This is a genomic window from Hungatella sp. (genome assembly GCF_046966825.1).
This window is the reverse complement of sequence record NZ_JBKVCZ010000048.1, coordinates 1-15824: the sequence shown is the minus strand read 5'-3', so window position 1 is coordinate 15824 and position 15824 is coordinate 1. Positions and strand designations below refer to the sequence as shown.

General features: G+C 49.9%; 14 protein-coding genes. 1 reads left to right on the top strand and 13 read right to left on the bottom strand.

Annotated features, from left to right (window positions below):
* Position 1 precedes the first annotated feature (1 nt).
* The 13 genes from ACLTD4_RS15905 to ACLTD4_RS15845 all read right to left on the bottom strand — a co-directional run bounded on the left by ACLTD4_RS15905 (position 2) and on the right by ACLTD4_RS15845 (position 15166).
* Positions 2–1687 carry an MFS transporter gene (locus tag ACLTD4_RS15905; protein WP_117621972.1) on the bottom strand — a complete coding sequence of 562 codons (1686 nt, stop codon included), beginning with the start codon at positions 1685–1687 and terminating at the stop codon, positions 2–4.
* Entirely contained in the window at positions 1684–4236 is a 2553-nt protein-coding gene (locus tag ACLTD4_RS15900; protein WP_117621971.1) for an alpha-L-rhamnosidase, read from the bottom strand. Before ACLTD4_RS15900 ends, ACLTD4_RS15905 begins: the two co-directional genes overlap by 4 nt.
* A gap of 106 nt (positions 4237–4342) precedes the next feature.
* Entirely contained in the window at positions 4343–6676 is a 2334-nt protein-coding gene (locus ACLTD4_RS15895) for a glycoside hydrolase family 2 TIM barrel-domain containing protein (protein ID WP_412331414.1), read from the bottom strand.
* A 471-nt stretch (positions 6677–7147) separates the two neighbouring features.
* Positions 7148–7582, bottom strand: a complete 435-nt coding sequence (gene aac(6'), locus ACLTD4_RS15890; RefSeq protein ID WP_055653204.1) for an aminoglycoside 6'-N-acetyltransferase — start codon at positions 7580–7582, stop codon at positions 7148–7150.
* Positions 7583–7700: 118 nt separating this feature from the next.
* On the bottom strand, positions 7701–8480 hold the full coding sequence (locus ACLTD4_RS15885) for an inositol monophosphatase family protein (protein ID WP_055653203.1): 780 nt from the start codon (positions 8478–8480) through the stop codon (positions 7701–7703).
* A gap of 253 nt (positions 8481–8733) precedes the next feature.
* Positions 8734–9408 (bottom strand): HDIG domain-containing metalloprotein, encoded by a 675-nt coding sequence (locus ACLTD4_RS15880; protein WP_117621969.1) that lies wholly within the window; start codon positions 9406–9408, stop codon positions 8734–8736.
* Complete coding sequence (locus ACLTD4_RS15875) at positions 9405–11306, bottom strand: thioredoxin domain-containing protein (RefSeq protein ID WP_117633873.1); 1902 nt, start codon at positions 11304–11306, stop codon at positions 9405–9407. The genes ACLTD4_RS15880 and ACLTD4_RS15875 overlap by 4 nt, the downstream gene beginning before the upstream one ends.
* Positions 11307–11344: 38 nt before the next feature.
* Positions 11345–11509 carry a DUF255 domain-containing protein gene (locus ACLTD4_RS15870; RefSeq protein ID WP_117633872.1) on the bottom strand — a complete coding sequence of 55 codons (165 nt, stop codon included), beginning with the start codon at positions 11507–11509 and terminating at the stop codon, positions 11345–11347.
* A 185-nt stretch (positions 11510–11694) separates the two neighbouring features.
* Positions 11695–12072, bottom strand: a complete 378-nt coding sequence (locus ACLTD4_RS15865; protein WP_002605006.1) for a hypothetical protein — start codon at positions 12070–12072, stop codon at positions 11695–11697.
* A 19-nt stretch (positions 12073–12091) separates the two neighbouring features.
* Positions 12092–12670, bottom strand: coding sequence for a methyltransferase family protein (locus ACLTD4_RS15860; protein ID WP_117623558.1), 579 nt, complete (start codon positions 12668–12670; stop codon positions 12092–12094).
* On the bottom strand, positions 12667–13239 hold the full coding sequence (locus ACLTD4_RS15855; protein ID WP_117623557.1) for a GNAT family N-acetyltransferase: 573 nt from the start codon (positions 13237–13239) through the stop codon (positions 12667–12669). Before ACLTD4_RS15855 ends, ACLTD4_RS15860 begins: the two co-directional genes overlap by 4 nt.
* Positions 13240–13519: 280 nt before the next feature.
* On the bottom strand, positions 13520–14092 hold the full coding sequence (locus ACLTD4_RS15850) for a phosphoribosyltransferase family protein (RefSeq protein WP_117623556.1): 573 nt from the start codon (positions 14090–14092) through the stop codon (positions 13520–13522).
* A gap of 15 nt (positions 14093–14107) precedes the next feature.
* Positions 14108–15166 (bottom strand): NCS2 family permease, encoded by a 1059-nt coding sequence (locus tag ACLTD4_RS15845; protein ID WP_117623555.1) that lies wholly within the window; start codon positions 15164–15166, stop codon positions 14108–14110.
* Positions 15167–15344: 178 nt separating this feature from the next.
* Between ACLTD4_RS15845 and ACLTD4_RS15840 the strand changes: the two genes are divergently transcribed.
* Positions 15345–15824 (top strand): LysR family transcriptional regulator (locus ACLTD4_RS15840; RefSeq protein ID WP_412331413.1); only part of this gene is annotated, 480 nt, incomplete at its 3' end.

Genomic DNA, 15824 nt, shown 5'->3' with positions numbered 1-15824 from the left:
TCTACCTCCTCTTATTCAGTGCCCCTGCCTTTTTATCAGCAAGCTTTTTCTGATATTTTTCTTCTTCCCGCTCGTAGCTTAAGCCTTTCTTTCGGCAGTACGCCCTTAATTCCTCTTTGCGGGCCTCCTCTGCCGCGCGCTCCGCTTCTTCCTGTTCCATGCGGAGACGTTCTTCCGGCTCGATCCATTGGCCGCCGGCGGCCAGAACCGCCTTCTTCTGGTGCTCCAGAATGATCTGCTGGTCCGCTTTCACATGCTTCTCGACCTTTAAGAAGCCCATTAATACAACGATGGCCGCGTAACAGGTCAGCTCGATGGCCAGATAGCAGACTACCAGCATCGTCTGAACGCCTGTGTTCTGCACAACTGCGGAAGCATCGTATCCGCTGGCCGTTAAAAGGGCATTGATAATGCCATTTCCAAGGCCGGTCATGCCTACCATGATGGCGCCGTATACCGACATGGTGAACCCGTCGCTCCGGAATCCATTTCTGGCCTCCAAGTGGTCCAGCACATCGGACAGCAGCGCCAGTGTCACATACATGGCCGGTATGGAACCGATCCCCTTTAAAATCACACCGACGCAGACAAGCACGAAATTATGGACGTCTATAAAGCTCACAAGTCCGCCCACTACGGAGACGGCAAGTCCAATCGTCACCGCCCGCTGTTTTCCCAGTTTATTGGCAATCGGCCAGGCGATTACCATGCCCACCGCCGTCGGAATGCCTCCGATCAGCCCCAGGGTTCCCATGGCCGCGCCTGCCGCCGCTTCGCTCGTAATTCCATCAAACATCCAGCGGCAATAATAACTCATGGAGCCATTTTTTACGAGTCCGCCAAACTGAAACAGCAGGAAATACAGGATAATGATCCACCAGTACCGGTTCTTTACACACGCCTTCAGCTGCTTCATCATGGGAAGCTTCTCCTCCCGGATATCCAGCTTCAGGTTTTCCTCCGTGATCCGCTCCCGCGTAAAATAGTACTCCAGCATGATTCCCAGAAATGTGACGATACACAGGATTACCATCACCATGCGCCAGTTACTGTAGCTTGCCGCGGTGTCGATCACGCCGTCCTTCTCCACAAACAGGAAGCTCTGAAGCAGCATCGGCACCAGTATGCTCGCGCCGATTCCCACCGCCGCCACACCGGAGGCGTTGGAAAAGGTGGCCAGCATACCGCGGTGGTTTAGATTTCTGGTGGACAGGGCCACCATGGAGCTGTGGGCCGTATAGAAAAATGGATACGCCACGGCGTAATACAGATTATAGGATAAGGCGATCCACACCATCTGTATGGCCGGGCTTGCCCCCTGAGGGGATAAGAATAAGAGGGCGATGGCAATGACCACCAGTGGAGCCGAGAGGAACAGATAGGGCCTCGCCTTCCCCTGCGGCGTCCTCGTATTATCGATCAGCCGCCCCACCACGAGATTACCGATAATAACGAAGATTACGGAGACCATCGGCAGAAATGCCGAGAAACGTCCGAACCGCCCCGTATCCGTCCAGCCAATCACATCGGAATAGTACCGGTTTAGATAGGAGCCAAACACGGCGTTAGAAATAAACGCGCAGAACGGCCCGATCAAATATCCCAGCAGCATCTCCCTCGTCTTTACATTGGCTGACGTGATTTTTGTCCGCATCAGCGGATTTTCAAAAAAGTTGCCTGTCTTCATTTCTGTTTCCCTTCACTCATCGTATATTTTCCGCTTCCCAGCGTCCTCTTTGTGCCGCTCGGCATGGTCAGATAACAGACCGTTCCCACCGGCACCTCCACCGTGATGGTAAAGATCCCATTTTTCAGCTCCCATTCGCTGGAAACCGGCCCGTAAGCGGTTATCACACGGCCTTTGGCCCACGTAATGCCGCCTCCCATAAGCGGTTCTATCTGAAAGGACTTATAACCGCCTTCTAACGCTTCTATGCCGGCGATCCGGCGGTATAAGAAGTCTCCGACCGCACCGCTGGCGTAGTGATTGAAGGAAACCATGCCGCCGGTGCCGTCGTCGGCCCCCGTGTTGCAGGTTCCGTCTTCCCGCAGGGCATCCCACCGTTCCCAGATGGTCGTACCGCCCACCTTCATCTCGTACAGCCAGGATGGGCACGTATCGGTCAGAAGCATCCGGCACGCGTCCTCGCCGTAACCGTTATCCGCCAGGGCAAACAGGACGAAAGGAGTTCCTGGAAATCCGGTGCCGATATGGTAGTCATTATCCCGGATCAGGCGGACCAGATGAGCCGCCGCCTTCTTTTTATCCTGAGCGGATAGCATCTGGTAGTAGAGTGGAAGCACGTAGGCGGTCTGAAATTCGGGTCTGACCGTGCCATCCTTCTCCATCAGAATCTCCCGGTACGCGGCAGAGGTCTCCGCACTCAGCTTTGCATAGTATGCGGCGTCCTCCTCTTCTCCCAGCAATCCGGCAATTTCCGAGACAATGCGGGAAGAGTTGGCAAGGCATGCCGTCGCCGTCCATTTGCCTCTCCCCATCCATGCCCACATGCCGATTCCCGGTGCGCACCAGTCTCCATAGTGGTGAAGCAGCTTCCAGATTCTCCGGTGTTTGCCAAAGGAAAACAGGCCGGCCCAGAATTTGCACGCGCCGATATACCGCTTCATGACGGGATACATGCGGCGCAGGAGATCCCTGTCTCCTCTCGCCCGGTACTCTGCCCAGGGAACCAGGATACAGGCGTCTCCCCAGTGGTCCACCGCCATGGGAATCATGATCTCCCACTGCATCGGTACCCTCACTAAAGGTACCGTCATGGGAATGCCTCCGCCCCTGCTCTGCTCGGATTTCACATCCCGCAGCCACTTTTCCAGGAAACGGCTCATATTGAAGTTATAGGCGGCTGTCGGCGAGAACAGGGCAATATCCCCCGTCCATCCCATGCGCTCGTCTCTCTGAGGACAGTCCGTGGGAATATCCACGAAATTGGACTTTGCCCCCCACTTTATGCTGCTCTGCAGTTGATTGACCAGATCATGGGAACAGCAAAAGTCCCCTGTCTCCTCAATATCGGAGTACAGCGCTGCCGCCGTCAGCTCCAGGTCCTTTTCTTCGATTCCCTCAACACCCACATACCGGAATCCCATATACGTCATCCGCGGCGAATACGTCTGCTCTCCGTCCACACAGCAGTAGACCGCTTCCTGTCTGGCCGTCCGCAGCGGTTCCGTATAGAGCTCGCCGCCCATCAGGATCTCGGCATGTTTCCAGACGATACGCTGGCCCTTTCTGCCTCTCAGCCTCGCGCAGATCACTCCGGCAAAATTCTGTCCGAAGTCATAGATCAGCATGCCGCTCTTCGCTCTGGTAACCGAGACCGGCCGGAAGAGCTCATGCGCCCGGACCGGCACGCCGTACTGCGCCGTTATCTCGGGATGAATGCGGACTTCTTCCAGAGCGGCATTTCTCCATGAAATCTGATCGTAATCCACAGCCGCGTCATACACCTCGCCGTTATAGAATTCCGTCTCCCGGTATCTGCCGTCTTCCGTGACGCTCCACGTCTCATCCGTACCGATTACTTCCGTGCTTCCGTCCGTGTGCACGATACGCAGTTCACACAGCAGCGCCTGTCGTTTCGCATAAACCCGGTTTCTTCTCTTATAAGTAAAGGCGCCCACCGCCCAGCCGCCGCCGACAACCGCAATCAGCTCGTTGGTGTCTCTTAATGAGTCGGTGATATTATACGTCTGATACTGAAGCTGATGCCTGTAGGAAGTAAAGCCCGGTGCAAAATAGTCGTTTCCGACCTTCCCGCCGTTTAACTGCAGTTCATAGATTCCCAGCGCGGTCACATACAGCTTTGCGCTTTTCACCTCCCGAATCCCATCAATCTTCTTTCGGAAGGTCATGGTCTTCGGTGAGATTTTTGCTTCCTTAAAATGATAGGAGCCGTCGGTTATCCATTTCGCCGTCCATGGTGTATGCAGGCGGCCTGTTTCAAAATCCATGCGGGCCTCTGCCGTCTCCCCCGCGTCATCAGTCACATGGACCGTCACCGCATACCGGGTAAATGGCTCAAGCTCCGGCCCGCCATAGGGCACCGCTACCTGGTCTTCCGTCACGGTGCTCCATCCGTTCATCCGAATGACCGCGCTCTTCAGTGATACATTCTCCCGGTCACTCTCCAGGTAGTAGGAAAATCGCGGCCGGGGATTGTCCGTCACGCATTCTTTTGTCAGATTTTCTACTGTCAGTCTGCCTATTCTCAGCATTTTGTTCCTCCTGGTACTGCTTGACGTAAGTACGTATTAAATAGTGCCTGAAATCTGTGTCAGGTATGTATCTGTGTCACGTGTATCTGTGTCACGTGTATCTGTGTCACGTGTGTACCCGTGATGCGGCAGTGCCGCCTGACGCATTTAGGACAGGAGGCTCCGGAACCAGAACCCTGCATTCTCTCACGCCGTCGCTCACCACAGCCTCCACGCGGCCTTCGCCATCAGCGCGGATCGCCGCCAGCGCTTCCCCGTAATACGTATCCGTCTCACGGTTTAAGTAGCCGTCCCGGTTAAACGGGCAGGCGCTGCCAAGCCCAAGAAGCGTTCCTTTTGATACCGTTACCCTGATTCTGCCGCGTTCCAGTGGCTTTACCGTGCCGTTTCTGTCTGAGTAGCTGAGCTTTACAAAGCAGATTTCTTTGGGAGCGCACGCTTTCTGCTCCGGTATGGCGTTTAAATACGTTTCATTTTCAGCGGTCTCCAGGGAATTTCTCGAAAGCTCATCACCCTTTTCATCGTAGGCCACCGCGGTGATTTTCCCGCTGTAATATTTCGTCTCAAACTGTACCAGCCGGCCCGCCTTTACCCGGCGGCTTCCCACTTTTTTCCCATTGATAAACAGATCTACACGGGCGGCCCGGGCGTATACTTCCACGATAGCCGCATTGCCGTCGCATCCGTTCCAGGACCAGGACTGTCTGGCGTTGCTCATCTTCCAGGCTGAGGGCGTATGCCTGTCCTTCGTATGATTGACCGGACGCACTCCGATCACAGGTTTCTGTTCCAGCTCAAATGCTACTTTTGTGTAAGCAGCCTCGGCAAGGGGATTTCCGATCAGATCCACACGGCCGCTGCCCGCCGTCATCCAGCCGACACAACCGTTATCCTTCGGCGCATAGTCTTCGTATTCCCAGGCGCCGATTCCGACCTCCCCCATGTAATCCATTCCGGCCCATACGAAATCACCGATGATCCGTGGATTCTTCTTTGCTGTCTCCCAGAAATCATAGGCGTCCGAGCAGAAGGTCTCGCTTCCCAGAATCAGGCGCTCCGGATATTTTCTTAAATCATGGCGGTAACGGAATATCCCATAGTTATAGCCCGCGATATCCATCGCCGCAAATGCATCTCTCGTCTTCCTGTCGCATTCATAAAAGACAGCCCCCAGCTTCATTGTCGTTCCGCCCAGAATGCCAGCCAGATTGTTGAAGAATTCACTTCCCACTGCTTTCTTCTTTTTTCCTGAGTTCTCTGCTTCTTTTTTGGCTTTCTTGTCACTGTAAACGCCGAATCCGACCGAGCTTAAGAAGTTGAAAAATATGTTGATGCCGCAGGTAACCGGGCGCGTATCGTCCAGACTGTGCAGATATTCGGTCATCATGGAGGTCAGTTTTATTCCCTTTTTCTGGGCCGTCTCGGACACTTCATTTCCAGTGGAGTACATGATCACCGACGGATGATTGTAGTCTTTCTCAACCATATCCTTTAAATCCTGCTTCCACCATTTCGCGAGATAGTTTACATAATCATACTCCGTTTTGTGGATATACCAGACGTCAACGTACTCATCGAGAACCAACATTCCCAGCCGGTCACAGGCGTTCAGCAGCGCCTTGGAGCAGGGATTGTGAGCGGAGCGAAGGGCGTTGTAGCCATTTTCCTTCATAATCCGTACTTTTCGTTCCTCCGCCTCCGGAAATGCACAGGCCCCCAGAATACCGTTGTCATGATGGATACAGGCCCCGCGGAGTATGACTCTTTTTCCATTTACCGTCAGCCCCTTTTCGGCGTTCCACTCCAGCGTCCGGATTCCAAATGTCACCTCGGCGGTATCCGCCTCATAGATTACCCGGCACGTATACAGATTGGGATGGCCGCAGTCCCACAGAAGGGCATCAGGAATTTCCACACTCACACCGATCTTCCCCTCCGTATCGGCAGTTCCTCCCGTCACGACACGGCCTTCCCGCAGGATTTCAATCGTCAGGCGGCCCGCATCTGTGGTATCCACCAGCACCTCGACAACCGCCGGCCGGATACTCTTCGTCCGTACCTTCAAGCCGTTCATCAAAATATGCCGTTTTTCAGCGAGATACAGGGACACCGGCCGATAGATTCCGGCTCCGGAGTACCATCTGCTGTTGGGCTGGTCCGCGTTGCGGGCAATGACCTCGATCCGGTTTGTCTCCCCGTATTTTAAATATGGATTGGCGTCTACGTAAAAATTCGTATAGCCATATGGGCGGAACGCCGCCTGCTGACCGTTAATCAATACCTCCGCATTGTGGTAGACCCCCTCAAATTCAAAGACTGCATCTTTGTCCTTGTAATCGGCCGGCACATGGAACTCCTTTTCATATAGATAATCGTGTCCCTCAAACCAGCATCCGTTGATACCGCTTGCGCTTTTTTCCGATCGGTTTTCGGCAAGCATGGCGTCATGAGGAAGTGTTACGGGGCGGCTGGAAGGGCCGGGCTGGCCGGAATACCCTTTTTATCGTCAGCTTCGCCGCTGAGATGCCTGTACGTCCAGTTTTCATTAAAATCAATCCGTTCCATTGTTCTTACCCCTCACAGCTTTTTGAATGATCCCATCATAACACTTCTCAGGGATAATGAACCGTCGGATACGCAAACGGTATGTTTTTTAACGTAATTTGGATTTGTTTTTGCTCATAATAACAGCCGGAGTGGGTGGGTGGGAATTCAAAGTGAAAGTTTTTGTATATTATAGATAAATTCCAGTCTCGATTTTTAGCTATTTTTTTGTGGTTCTCTTTTGCATAATTTTTAAGTAAGTATTTATATAAATATAAAATCGAAAAAATAAGAGTTAAAAAGATCTGCAAATCAGACGCTTATTCGCTGATTTGCAGGGCTTTTTAACTCTTATCCAATCTGTCGTTTATATTTTCTTAGTAAAGCAAATAATTCTGTTTGCCTCTGTAAAGTTCATTGCTCTATGAAATTGTAAGCTTTCATCATTGTCTAATTCGCAGTCGCTGGCAAATTCTTTGCATCCCTTTGATTTCGCCCAATTTTCACACTCAGCTAACAGCGCTCCAGCATACCCTTTATGGCGAAAGCCTTCTTTTACAAAAATACCTTCCAAATATCCAACCGGACTCGTTTCTGTTCCTTCCACATAATCATGTCTTAATTGGCATTGGGCAAAGCCAACGGGAATATCATTTTCATATTTTAAAAAGAACTGGGCCTCTTCTTTCCTGTAAAGCTCTGAAAATTCATTATTTAACTCTTCGGCGGAATGATTGCTCCACATCATGGCAGCTAAATTTGCTATTGCAGCTATATCTTTTTCTTCTGCTCTTTTTATCATGGTTATCCCTCCAAACCCAATTTTATCAAGTGCGCATGATCTTTTAAACCGGATATACTGCTGTACGCAAAATGCTTCGTTCATTTTCGATAGCTGCATCTGCGGCACGTTTTCAGCTTTATACGTATTTAGACGCTAAGAGGCGGGATATCTCAGAATTACCCGCCACAATGTTATTAACCATGCTGGTATCTGCCTGTGCTCCGCTGTAATCCAGAACGCTTCCGCCGGCCTCCCGCACCAAAAGCATACCTGCCGCAAAATCCCAGATCTTCAGGCCGATTTCAAAATAGCCTTCCAGCCTCCCGCAGGCTACATGTGCAAGATCGAGGGCCGCGGAACCGCTCCTTCTGATATCCTGGCAGTCCAGGAACAGGCGTTTAAACAGCTCAAAGTTTTCATCTGCCATTTCTTTGTGATAAGGCGAGGTGCCTATGGCAATCAGACTTTCCTCCATCTGTGTGGCACCGCTTACCGTAATCCGTTCCCCATTCAAATAGCTGCCTCCGCCCTTTTTCGCCTGAAATAGTTCCTTGCTGTAGGGATTGTAGATCATACCAAGCACCACCTCTCCCCCGCCCATCAGAGCCAGGGAAATGCAGCTGGTATGGTAATCGTGAATCAGATTGGTGGTTCCATCCACCGGATCGAGCACCCACACGAGACCGGATTGATCGATTTCCTGGTTTGCCTTTTCCTCACTCAGGAACTGAATATGAGGATAAGAGGCCTCTAAACACTCCTGAATATACTGCTGTACCGCGTAATCCACTGCTGTTACGTAATCCGCAATTCCCTTTGTCTGAACCTGCCCGGCGGCCGTTCTATCCTGAAACAGGTTTCCTGCCTGCCGAAGAAGGTGCTCCAGCTCCTCAATATTGATATTTACAGCGTCCATTTTCAATATCCCCTTCTTTCTTTTTCCACAGAACCGCCAGAAAGAGCCTGCATATCCGGCTCAGGCGGCATCCTGCTTATCTTTTGTTTCATCACAGTTTTCTGAAATTTATTTTTCTAAATAGTTACACTATATCAGATCACGGTTTAAATCTCAAGTCCGATATACCGCAGCAAACAAAGCGGCATAGCCAGTATAGCCTATGCCGCTTGATTTGCTGTTTTTATAAGAGGTATTATCTTCAGCCCGGTTATTAGATGAAATCAAAATCCTTTCCTGGAACGCCGCATAGCTGAAGAAAAGCCATGACACTCTCTTTCTCCTTCTCCACATCCACGCCGGCGCGTCCAAGCCTGTCGCAAAGTCCCAGCAGCGCCGCCTCCCGGATGTCCACGGAACGCTTCATCTCCTTCAGCTGTGCGCGTGCTGTCCCTTTAGTCACAAACAGTATTTGCATATGGTATCGCACCAGCCCGCAGACGGCATCAATAAATGCCTCATCTTCTGTAAAGACCAGAAGAAACTCCCGCGCCAGCTCCGCCCCCTCCCTGTCATGATTGTAGGAGGTGATCTTTCCATTCCGGAATCTGGTAACGGACGGCTTTCCAATATCATGAAGAAGGGCAGCCCACATAAATACCTGCGGATTTTGGCTTTGTTCCCGGCGCTTGGCCGCCTCGTCTACCACCATCATTGTATGAATCCATACACTGCCTTCCGGATGGTATTTCGGTGACTGCTTTGTCTGTTTCATTCGTTTCAGAAGATCAAAGGGGAAATGATTAAATTCTTCCGTTTCTCCTATTTTCTCCAGGTACTCGGATGGACGGTCGTCCAGAAGGAGATGTGATTCTATTTTTCTGTATTGCTCTTCCCTCCATTGCTCTTCCCTGTATATTTCTTTTTCATTTCTGTCTTTTAAGCTCATAACCATTTCTCCGTCAACTGCTCCAGTTTCTCTACTGGAGGCAGACATCTGCTGCCGTTGCAGAGATAGAACAGCATACCGTCTTCCGGCACCAGATAATCTCTGGTATATGGCGCCAGCTTTGCCAGTTCCATTTCATTGTCCGCAGTCTTCACCACGACGGCCAGTCCCGGCACCGTTTCTGACAGATAAGCCAGGCGGTTAAGCAGTGTCTTCTGCTCTGTATCGCAGACAGCAGGTGAAATCGTACAAACCAGTTCCTTTGACGGATACAGAACATTCATCATTGTCAGCAGCGCATAGCTGTGCCCGGATGGATATCCCTCCATGGCGCCGGCCAGATAATGCAACTGTTGATCCAGTATTTCCTGCCATTTTGACACCCCGGTAATCTGTGCCAGCTGCTGAAGTCCCCGGGCAGCGGCCGAATTTCCGGAAGGCATCGCACCGTCATAAGTTTCCTTTGTCCTCACAATAAGCCTTTCCCCGTCTTTTGCCGTAAGATAGAATCCGCCCCGCTCCCGGTCAAAAAACTGCTCAATCATCGTTTCCGCCCAGGCAGACGCACGCGCAAGATAATCTTCCTGGAAGGTCACCCTGTAAAGCTCCAGCAATGCAAGAATATAGCAGGCATAATCGTCCAGCTTTCCCTCTCCCGCTGCATCGCCATCACGATAGCGCACCATCAGCCGACCGTTCCTCGCAAGGTTTTTACGGATAAATGCTTCCGCCCGCACAGCCAGATCCACATACTCCGTCTCACCCAGCACAGCTCCGGCCTTCGCACACGCGCAGATCATCCAGCCATTCCAGGAAACCAGAATCTTATCGTCCTTGTGAAGCCGGGTCCGTTGGAGGCGGTATTCATATAGCTTTTGAAGGTCAGCTATTGTCAGTTCGTTTTCTGCCTGTTCCGCTTTTGTGTATCCTGCGTTTACATCTTCCTCATACGCTTCATTTCCCAACAGATTCGGTATGCTTTTCCCTTCGAAATTTCCATGCTCCGTAATTCCATAACGGTCACAAAATGCCATCCCTGCGTTTTCGCCCAAGACCCTGCATATTTCCTTTGGAGTGAAAACATAATACTTTCCTTCTACGCCGTCGCTGTCCGCATCCTGTCCGCAATAGAATCCGCCCTGTGCATCCGTCAGTTCCGCACCCACATATGCAAGAATCTTCCGCGCCACGCCTCCATATAACTCACGGCCGGTCAGACCGAAGGCTTCCACATAAGCCAGCGCCAACAGCGCATTATCATAAAGCATTTTTTCAAAGTGCGGCACCAGCCACCTTTCGTCCGTGGAATATCTGGAGAATCCGCCTCCAATATGGTCGAAAATTCCCCCCCGGTACATCTGCACCAGCGTTGTTTCCGCCATAGTCAAAGCTTCCCGCTTCTTCTCTCTCGTTCCATATTCCATCAGAAACATCAGATTATGGGGTGTCGGAAATTTAGGTGCGCCGCCAAAGCCGCCATTCTTCTTATCGAAATTGCCTGCAAACTGCCGAAATGCCTGATGCACCAGATCCATTCCTGGCTCCGCCGACACTGTCGCCCGTTCCTGTTCTTTCAGGTATGCTTCGATCCGTCCTGCACTGTCTAAGAGTTTTCCTCTGTTCGTTTTCCACTGCCCTGCCACCGCAGTCAGCAGTTCTTCCAGACCAACCCGGCCGTACCGTGCTTTAGGCGGTAAATACGTGCCCGAAAAAAACGGTCTGCACGCAGGCGTCATAATAATCGTAAGCGGCCATCCGCCCTGTCCATTCATGGCCTGGCAGACTGACATGTATACAGCATCCACATCCGGCCGTTCCTCCCGATCCACCTTTACACAGATATACTCCCTGTTTAAAAGCTCCGCGATTGTATTGTTTTCAAATGATTCCTGTTCCATCACATGGCACCAGTGACATGTACTTCCATGCAGACAAGTCAGCTGTACCCAATAGATAGGAAAACAGGCTTATCCTCAAGCACTGCTTTCTCAAACGCTTCCTCGCCCCAGGGATACCACTGCACAGGATTGTAAGCGTGCTGCAGCAGATAAGGCGATTTTTCATTGATTAACCTATTGGGTATATTTTTATGATTGTCCACAGGACCACCTCCTTTCTGTAAAAAGAGGATATATTTGCAGCTGCAAATACACCCCCTATGAATGATCTGAGATTGATTGTTACCCTGTTATTTTCTCCCTGACAGCCATAAATTATACGCTGTCAGTCCGGGCACTGTTCAGACTCGTACCGCCGTTCCTCTCTGATTCTCCCTGTATACCATCGTTACGCTTTATTTCCAGACTGGATAAAAGAAATCAGTGCTTCCACATCTTCAAAATCATCGTAATCCCCGTTAATACCCTCCCTATGGTAAAGGACTCCATTCTTTTCATTGCGTTCCAGGCAGTCCAGCAGCGTTTCCACGCCGTATCGCTGTATAAATGTGCGGAATCCAAGCGGTTTTATTTTGCCCAGCAGCCCTTTGGAACAGGATTCGTCACAGACGTAACAGCCTTCAATTCCTTTTTCCATGGAACAGTTCCGATTCTCGCACCAGTCCCGATCCGGACATTCACCGGAATTACAGCCTGCGCATGTTTCATTCCCCGAACACAGACAGCAGGCAAGCCCGCATCTCGCTATACCCATTTCACGTTTCATTTGTATTCCCTCCATTCCTTTATTTCGCCCCTATATACCGGTAAACGTGTTCTCTGTATTTCTCGTACTCGCCGCCAAATGTATCTGCCATATATTTTTCTTCCTGCAAAATCTGCATGTGCAGCATCACCATTGCGAAAATCGAAAACACCAGTAACACCGGATTAAAAAACATGAGCAGCAAGCCGATATACACCAGATCGAATCCCAGAAATGCAGGATTGCGGCTCATACTGTAGATTCCAGTCGTCACAATCTCCGTTTTATCACCTTCCGGTATCCCGGCCCGCCAGCTGTCCCGCATCGTATAAACAGAGGCAGCAAAACACGCCGCTCCGGCAAATGCTGCCAACGCCCCAAAATATCTGATCAAATCCGGCATCCGGCTGGTTCCGGAGAGCAGGCTTATGATTTCCACAACAGGGACTGCATAAGTCGCCGCCTTCATGGTCATTTCCACCCGGAACAGACGTCCCTTTTTTCCGCCTTTGGCAATGTGATCGGTCTGGATACCCTGCTTTCTCTGCGCTGCCATTTTTCCAAAATAAACCCCATAAAAGAGGAGCAGCGCCGTTAATCCCATCAGCTGAAATATCATGACTTTACCTGAACTCTCTGTGCATTTGTCTTTTCCCACTGTTCCTTTGTCATACAGTTGATATGTTCTGTGCGGGTATCATTCATCAGTTCCCAGTGAATATTTTCATTGGTATGGTGATAAAGGAAGCCGCACTTTTCCTGAGAACGGCGGGATTTCTCATTTCCGTCAAAATATCCGCACCACAGCTTTTCCATATGCAGTTCCTCGAAACTGTACCGAATCAGTTCGCGTGCCGCTTCCGGAATCAGCCCCTGGCCCCAATAAGGAACTCCGATCCAGTATCCGATTTCCGCTTCTGTATCGGGAATATTGAGATTGCTGTCTTTGCCAGCCATCAATCCAATACTTCCCACCGGAAGCATGGTCTCCTTTAAGACAACCGCATACGTTCCCTCCTTCGACAGGACATTCTTAATGATCTCCCGGCTGTTCTCCACACTTGTATGTACCGGCCAGCCTGCGATGGGGCCTACTCTGTTATCCTTTGCATAGTTGTATAAGTACTCCGCGTCCGCCTCATCCCATGGTCTGAGAATCAATCGGTCTGTTTCCAATCTGTCTGTCACAAGAATACCTCCTGTTATTGGTTTTGAATCGTCTTAAGCTCTATTATAAGGCGTTTTTGCTTATTATCAATGTATAATTTTTGTTTCTTCTATACTGCCTGGATTGCTGTTGTAAAGAGATTCCTTCAATTCCTTCAAAACATGCTTTTGTGAGTTGTTTTATTATAAAAAGCAGATATGATCCATTCCCTTTGGAATGATATGATATCTGCTTTTTAATTCTTTATATATTGCTTTTATATACCGTCTTACTATACCCTATTTGAAGCTTCTTCTGCCCTTATGACTCCTTGATTTCATATCCGTCATCATCCGTTTTCTGAAACAGCGGCAGTTTCTGCAAAAAGATAATATCATCCCGCTCCGCCGCATTTCCCTCTGCGAGCACCGCTGCCTTTTTGGTGACGATTCCCCCGGCACTCTCCACCAGTGCCTCCAGCGCGTAAAGCGATTCTCCGGTGGAAATGACGTCATCCACAATACACACCTTTTTCCCCTTGAGACTCTCTGCATCATGGCCGTCCAGGTACAAGTGCTGCTCTCCTGAAGTCGTAATAGAGTGTACCGACACCGACACAACTCCGCTCATATAGGATTTGATGCTTTTCCTTGCAACGATAAATTCTTTTTTTCCAAGAATTCTGCTGATTTCATAGGTCAGCGCAATTCCTTTGGCTTCCGCGGTTATAATGACATCCACGTCCCCGATCTTCTCGGCAAGCTTAGGCGCGCAGGCCATAATAAGCTCCGTATCCCCCATAATGACAAAACTTGCAAATGCCAGATTATCCTCCAGATCAATAAAAGGCAGTTCCCGTTTTACACCAAATAGATTTAGTTCATAGTTTTTCATCAATGATTTCCTCCTTTACATGCCAAGAATTCTGGCTGCAATTCCGGCAAGCATTCCGAGAAACGGATTGGAGATTGCCGTGACAACGAGTGCACTTCCGCCCACTGCCGGATTAACCGCAAGCGCCGCAGGCGCATCCAGCACAAATGTCTTGAACAGGCCCAACACAAACAGAAAGCCTGCAATGGACGAGGACGGAACGTAATTGCCGATTTTCGGAAGCAGGCCGCTTAAAAGAATCACGCCTACCACTACCATCATCGCAACTCCGGCCCATACCGGGTGGGGCGCATTTGCGGTAGCGGAAATAATTGACTCAACCGGCGCGCCGCCGAAGAAGGAGGAGCCGATGTCCGCAAGGGACGAGATCAGGGTTAAATGATCCACATTAAAAGTATCTGCCCCCGCCATGCTGGCAGTAATCTCCCCGAAGGAAATGTTGGACCCGATATTTAAGCATACCATACCGAGTGCTCCAAAAATAACCGTTCCGTTTATCGTAAATTTCTGCCGCTTAAATTTATCATCGGCAATAACAATATTCTTCTTTTCTTTATTCAGAACCGCGGAAGCAATGCTGGAAGCGATAACCGAAATAACAATTGTATAAACCAGCGTATTGGCACTGGATCTGGTCAAAAGATAGGTAATAACAGCCGCAGCCAGCGACACTCCGCCGGCAATGTGATCTTCCTTCACCATGTTGACAGCCGCTTTTGTCAAGATCAGTCCCACGCCGGCCATCATTCCGTTCGCAATATCTGTCCCAATAAAATCCACAATTTTTGTGAGCAGTCCACAAGCGCCGACCACCGCAAGAATAACCGCACCTATAAAGATCATGGTACACCGCTCCGAGCGGTTCCTGCCGCTGGTTCCCGCATAGGTTATGGTCTCCGCCTGAAATGAAATAGGCGCCACATTTCCCGTTATTACATTCCCTGCTGCTCCAATAAAAAACGCCATCGCCGTCGGGACAGCTGCAAATCCAAATGACAGCGCCAAAAGTCCCTGAGGAAGCGCGTTCAAAACAACACCAAATACGGCAAGTAAATCTGTCAGTAAAGCATTCATCGTAATCTTTAGTCCCCCTTATTTTTATTAATTAGTATCACTTATAAATATTATATCTTTTATAAGCATGTATTTTTAAAAACAATTTGCATTGTAGCATATTTTTTAATATAATAAAACTATCATTTTTACATATTTTATATAATATTTTTATTATATTAGTAAGGAGGTTTGCTCTATGACTTTAGAGTCTTACCGAAATTTTGTTACGATTGTGGAATGCGGAAGTATTTTGGCCGCGGCGAATCAATTGCTGATCGCCCAGCCATCTTTGAGCAATCAGCTAAAAAATATAGAAACCTATTATGGGGCGAAGCTGCTAATCCGAAACCGGCACAAACTGGAACTGACCGATGCAGGGCGCGTCTTTTATCTGCATGCCAGAGAGATCTGCCAGGCTGAGGAGAAACTTCACAACGAGATTCACAATAAAAGGACAGCTTTTTCCGAACTGCTAAAGCTGTCAATCCCTGCGGGAAACTCCGCCTATTTTCTGCACCATCTCTTCGATGATTTCCGGGCGGCATACCCTAATGTCAATTTTGATTTTTACGAAATTCCCAGTGATTTTGCGATTCCCAATGTCCTCAACCACGTAACGGAGATCGGCCTCATACGTTCCAGCCTCCCCGGCTATGCCTCCCTGGCCGTCTACCCC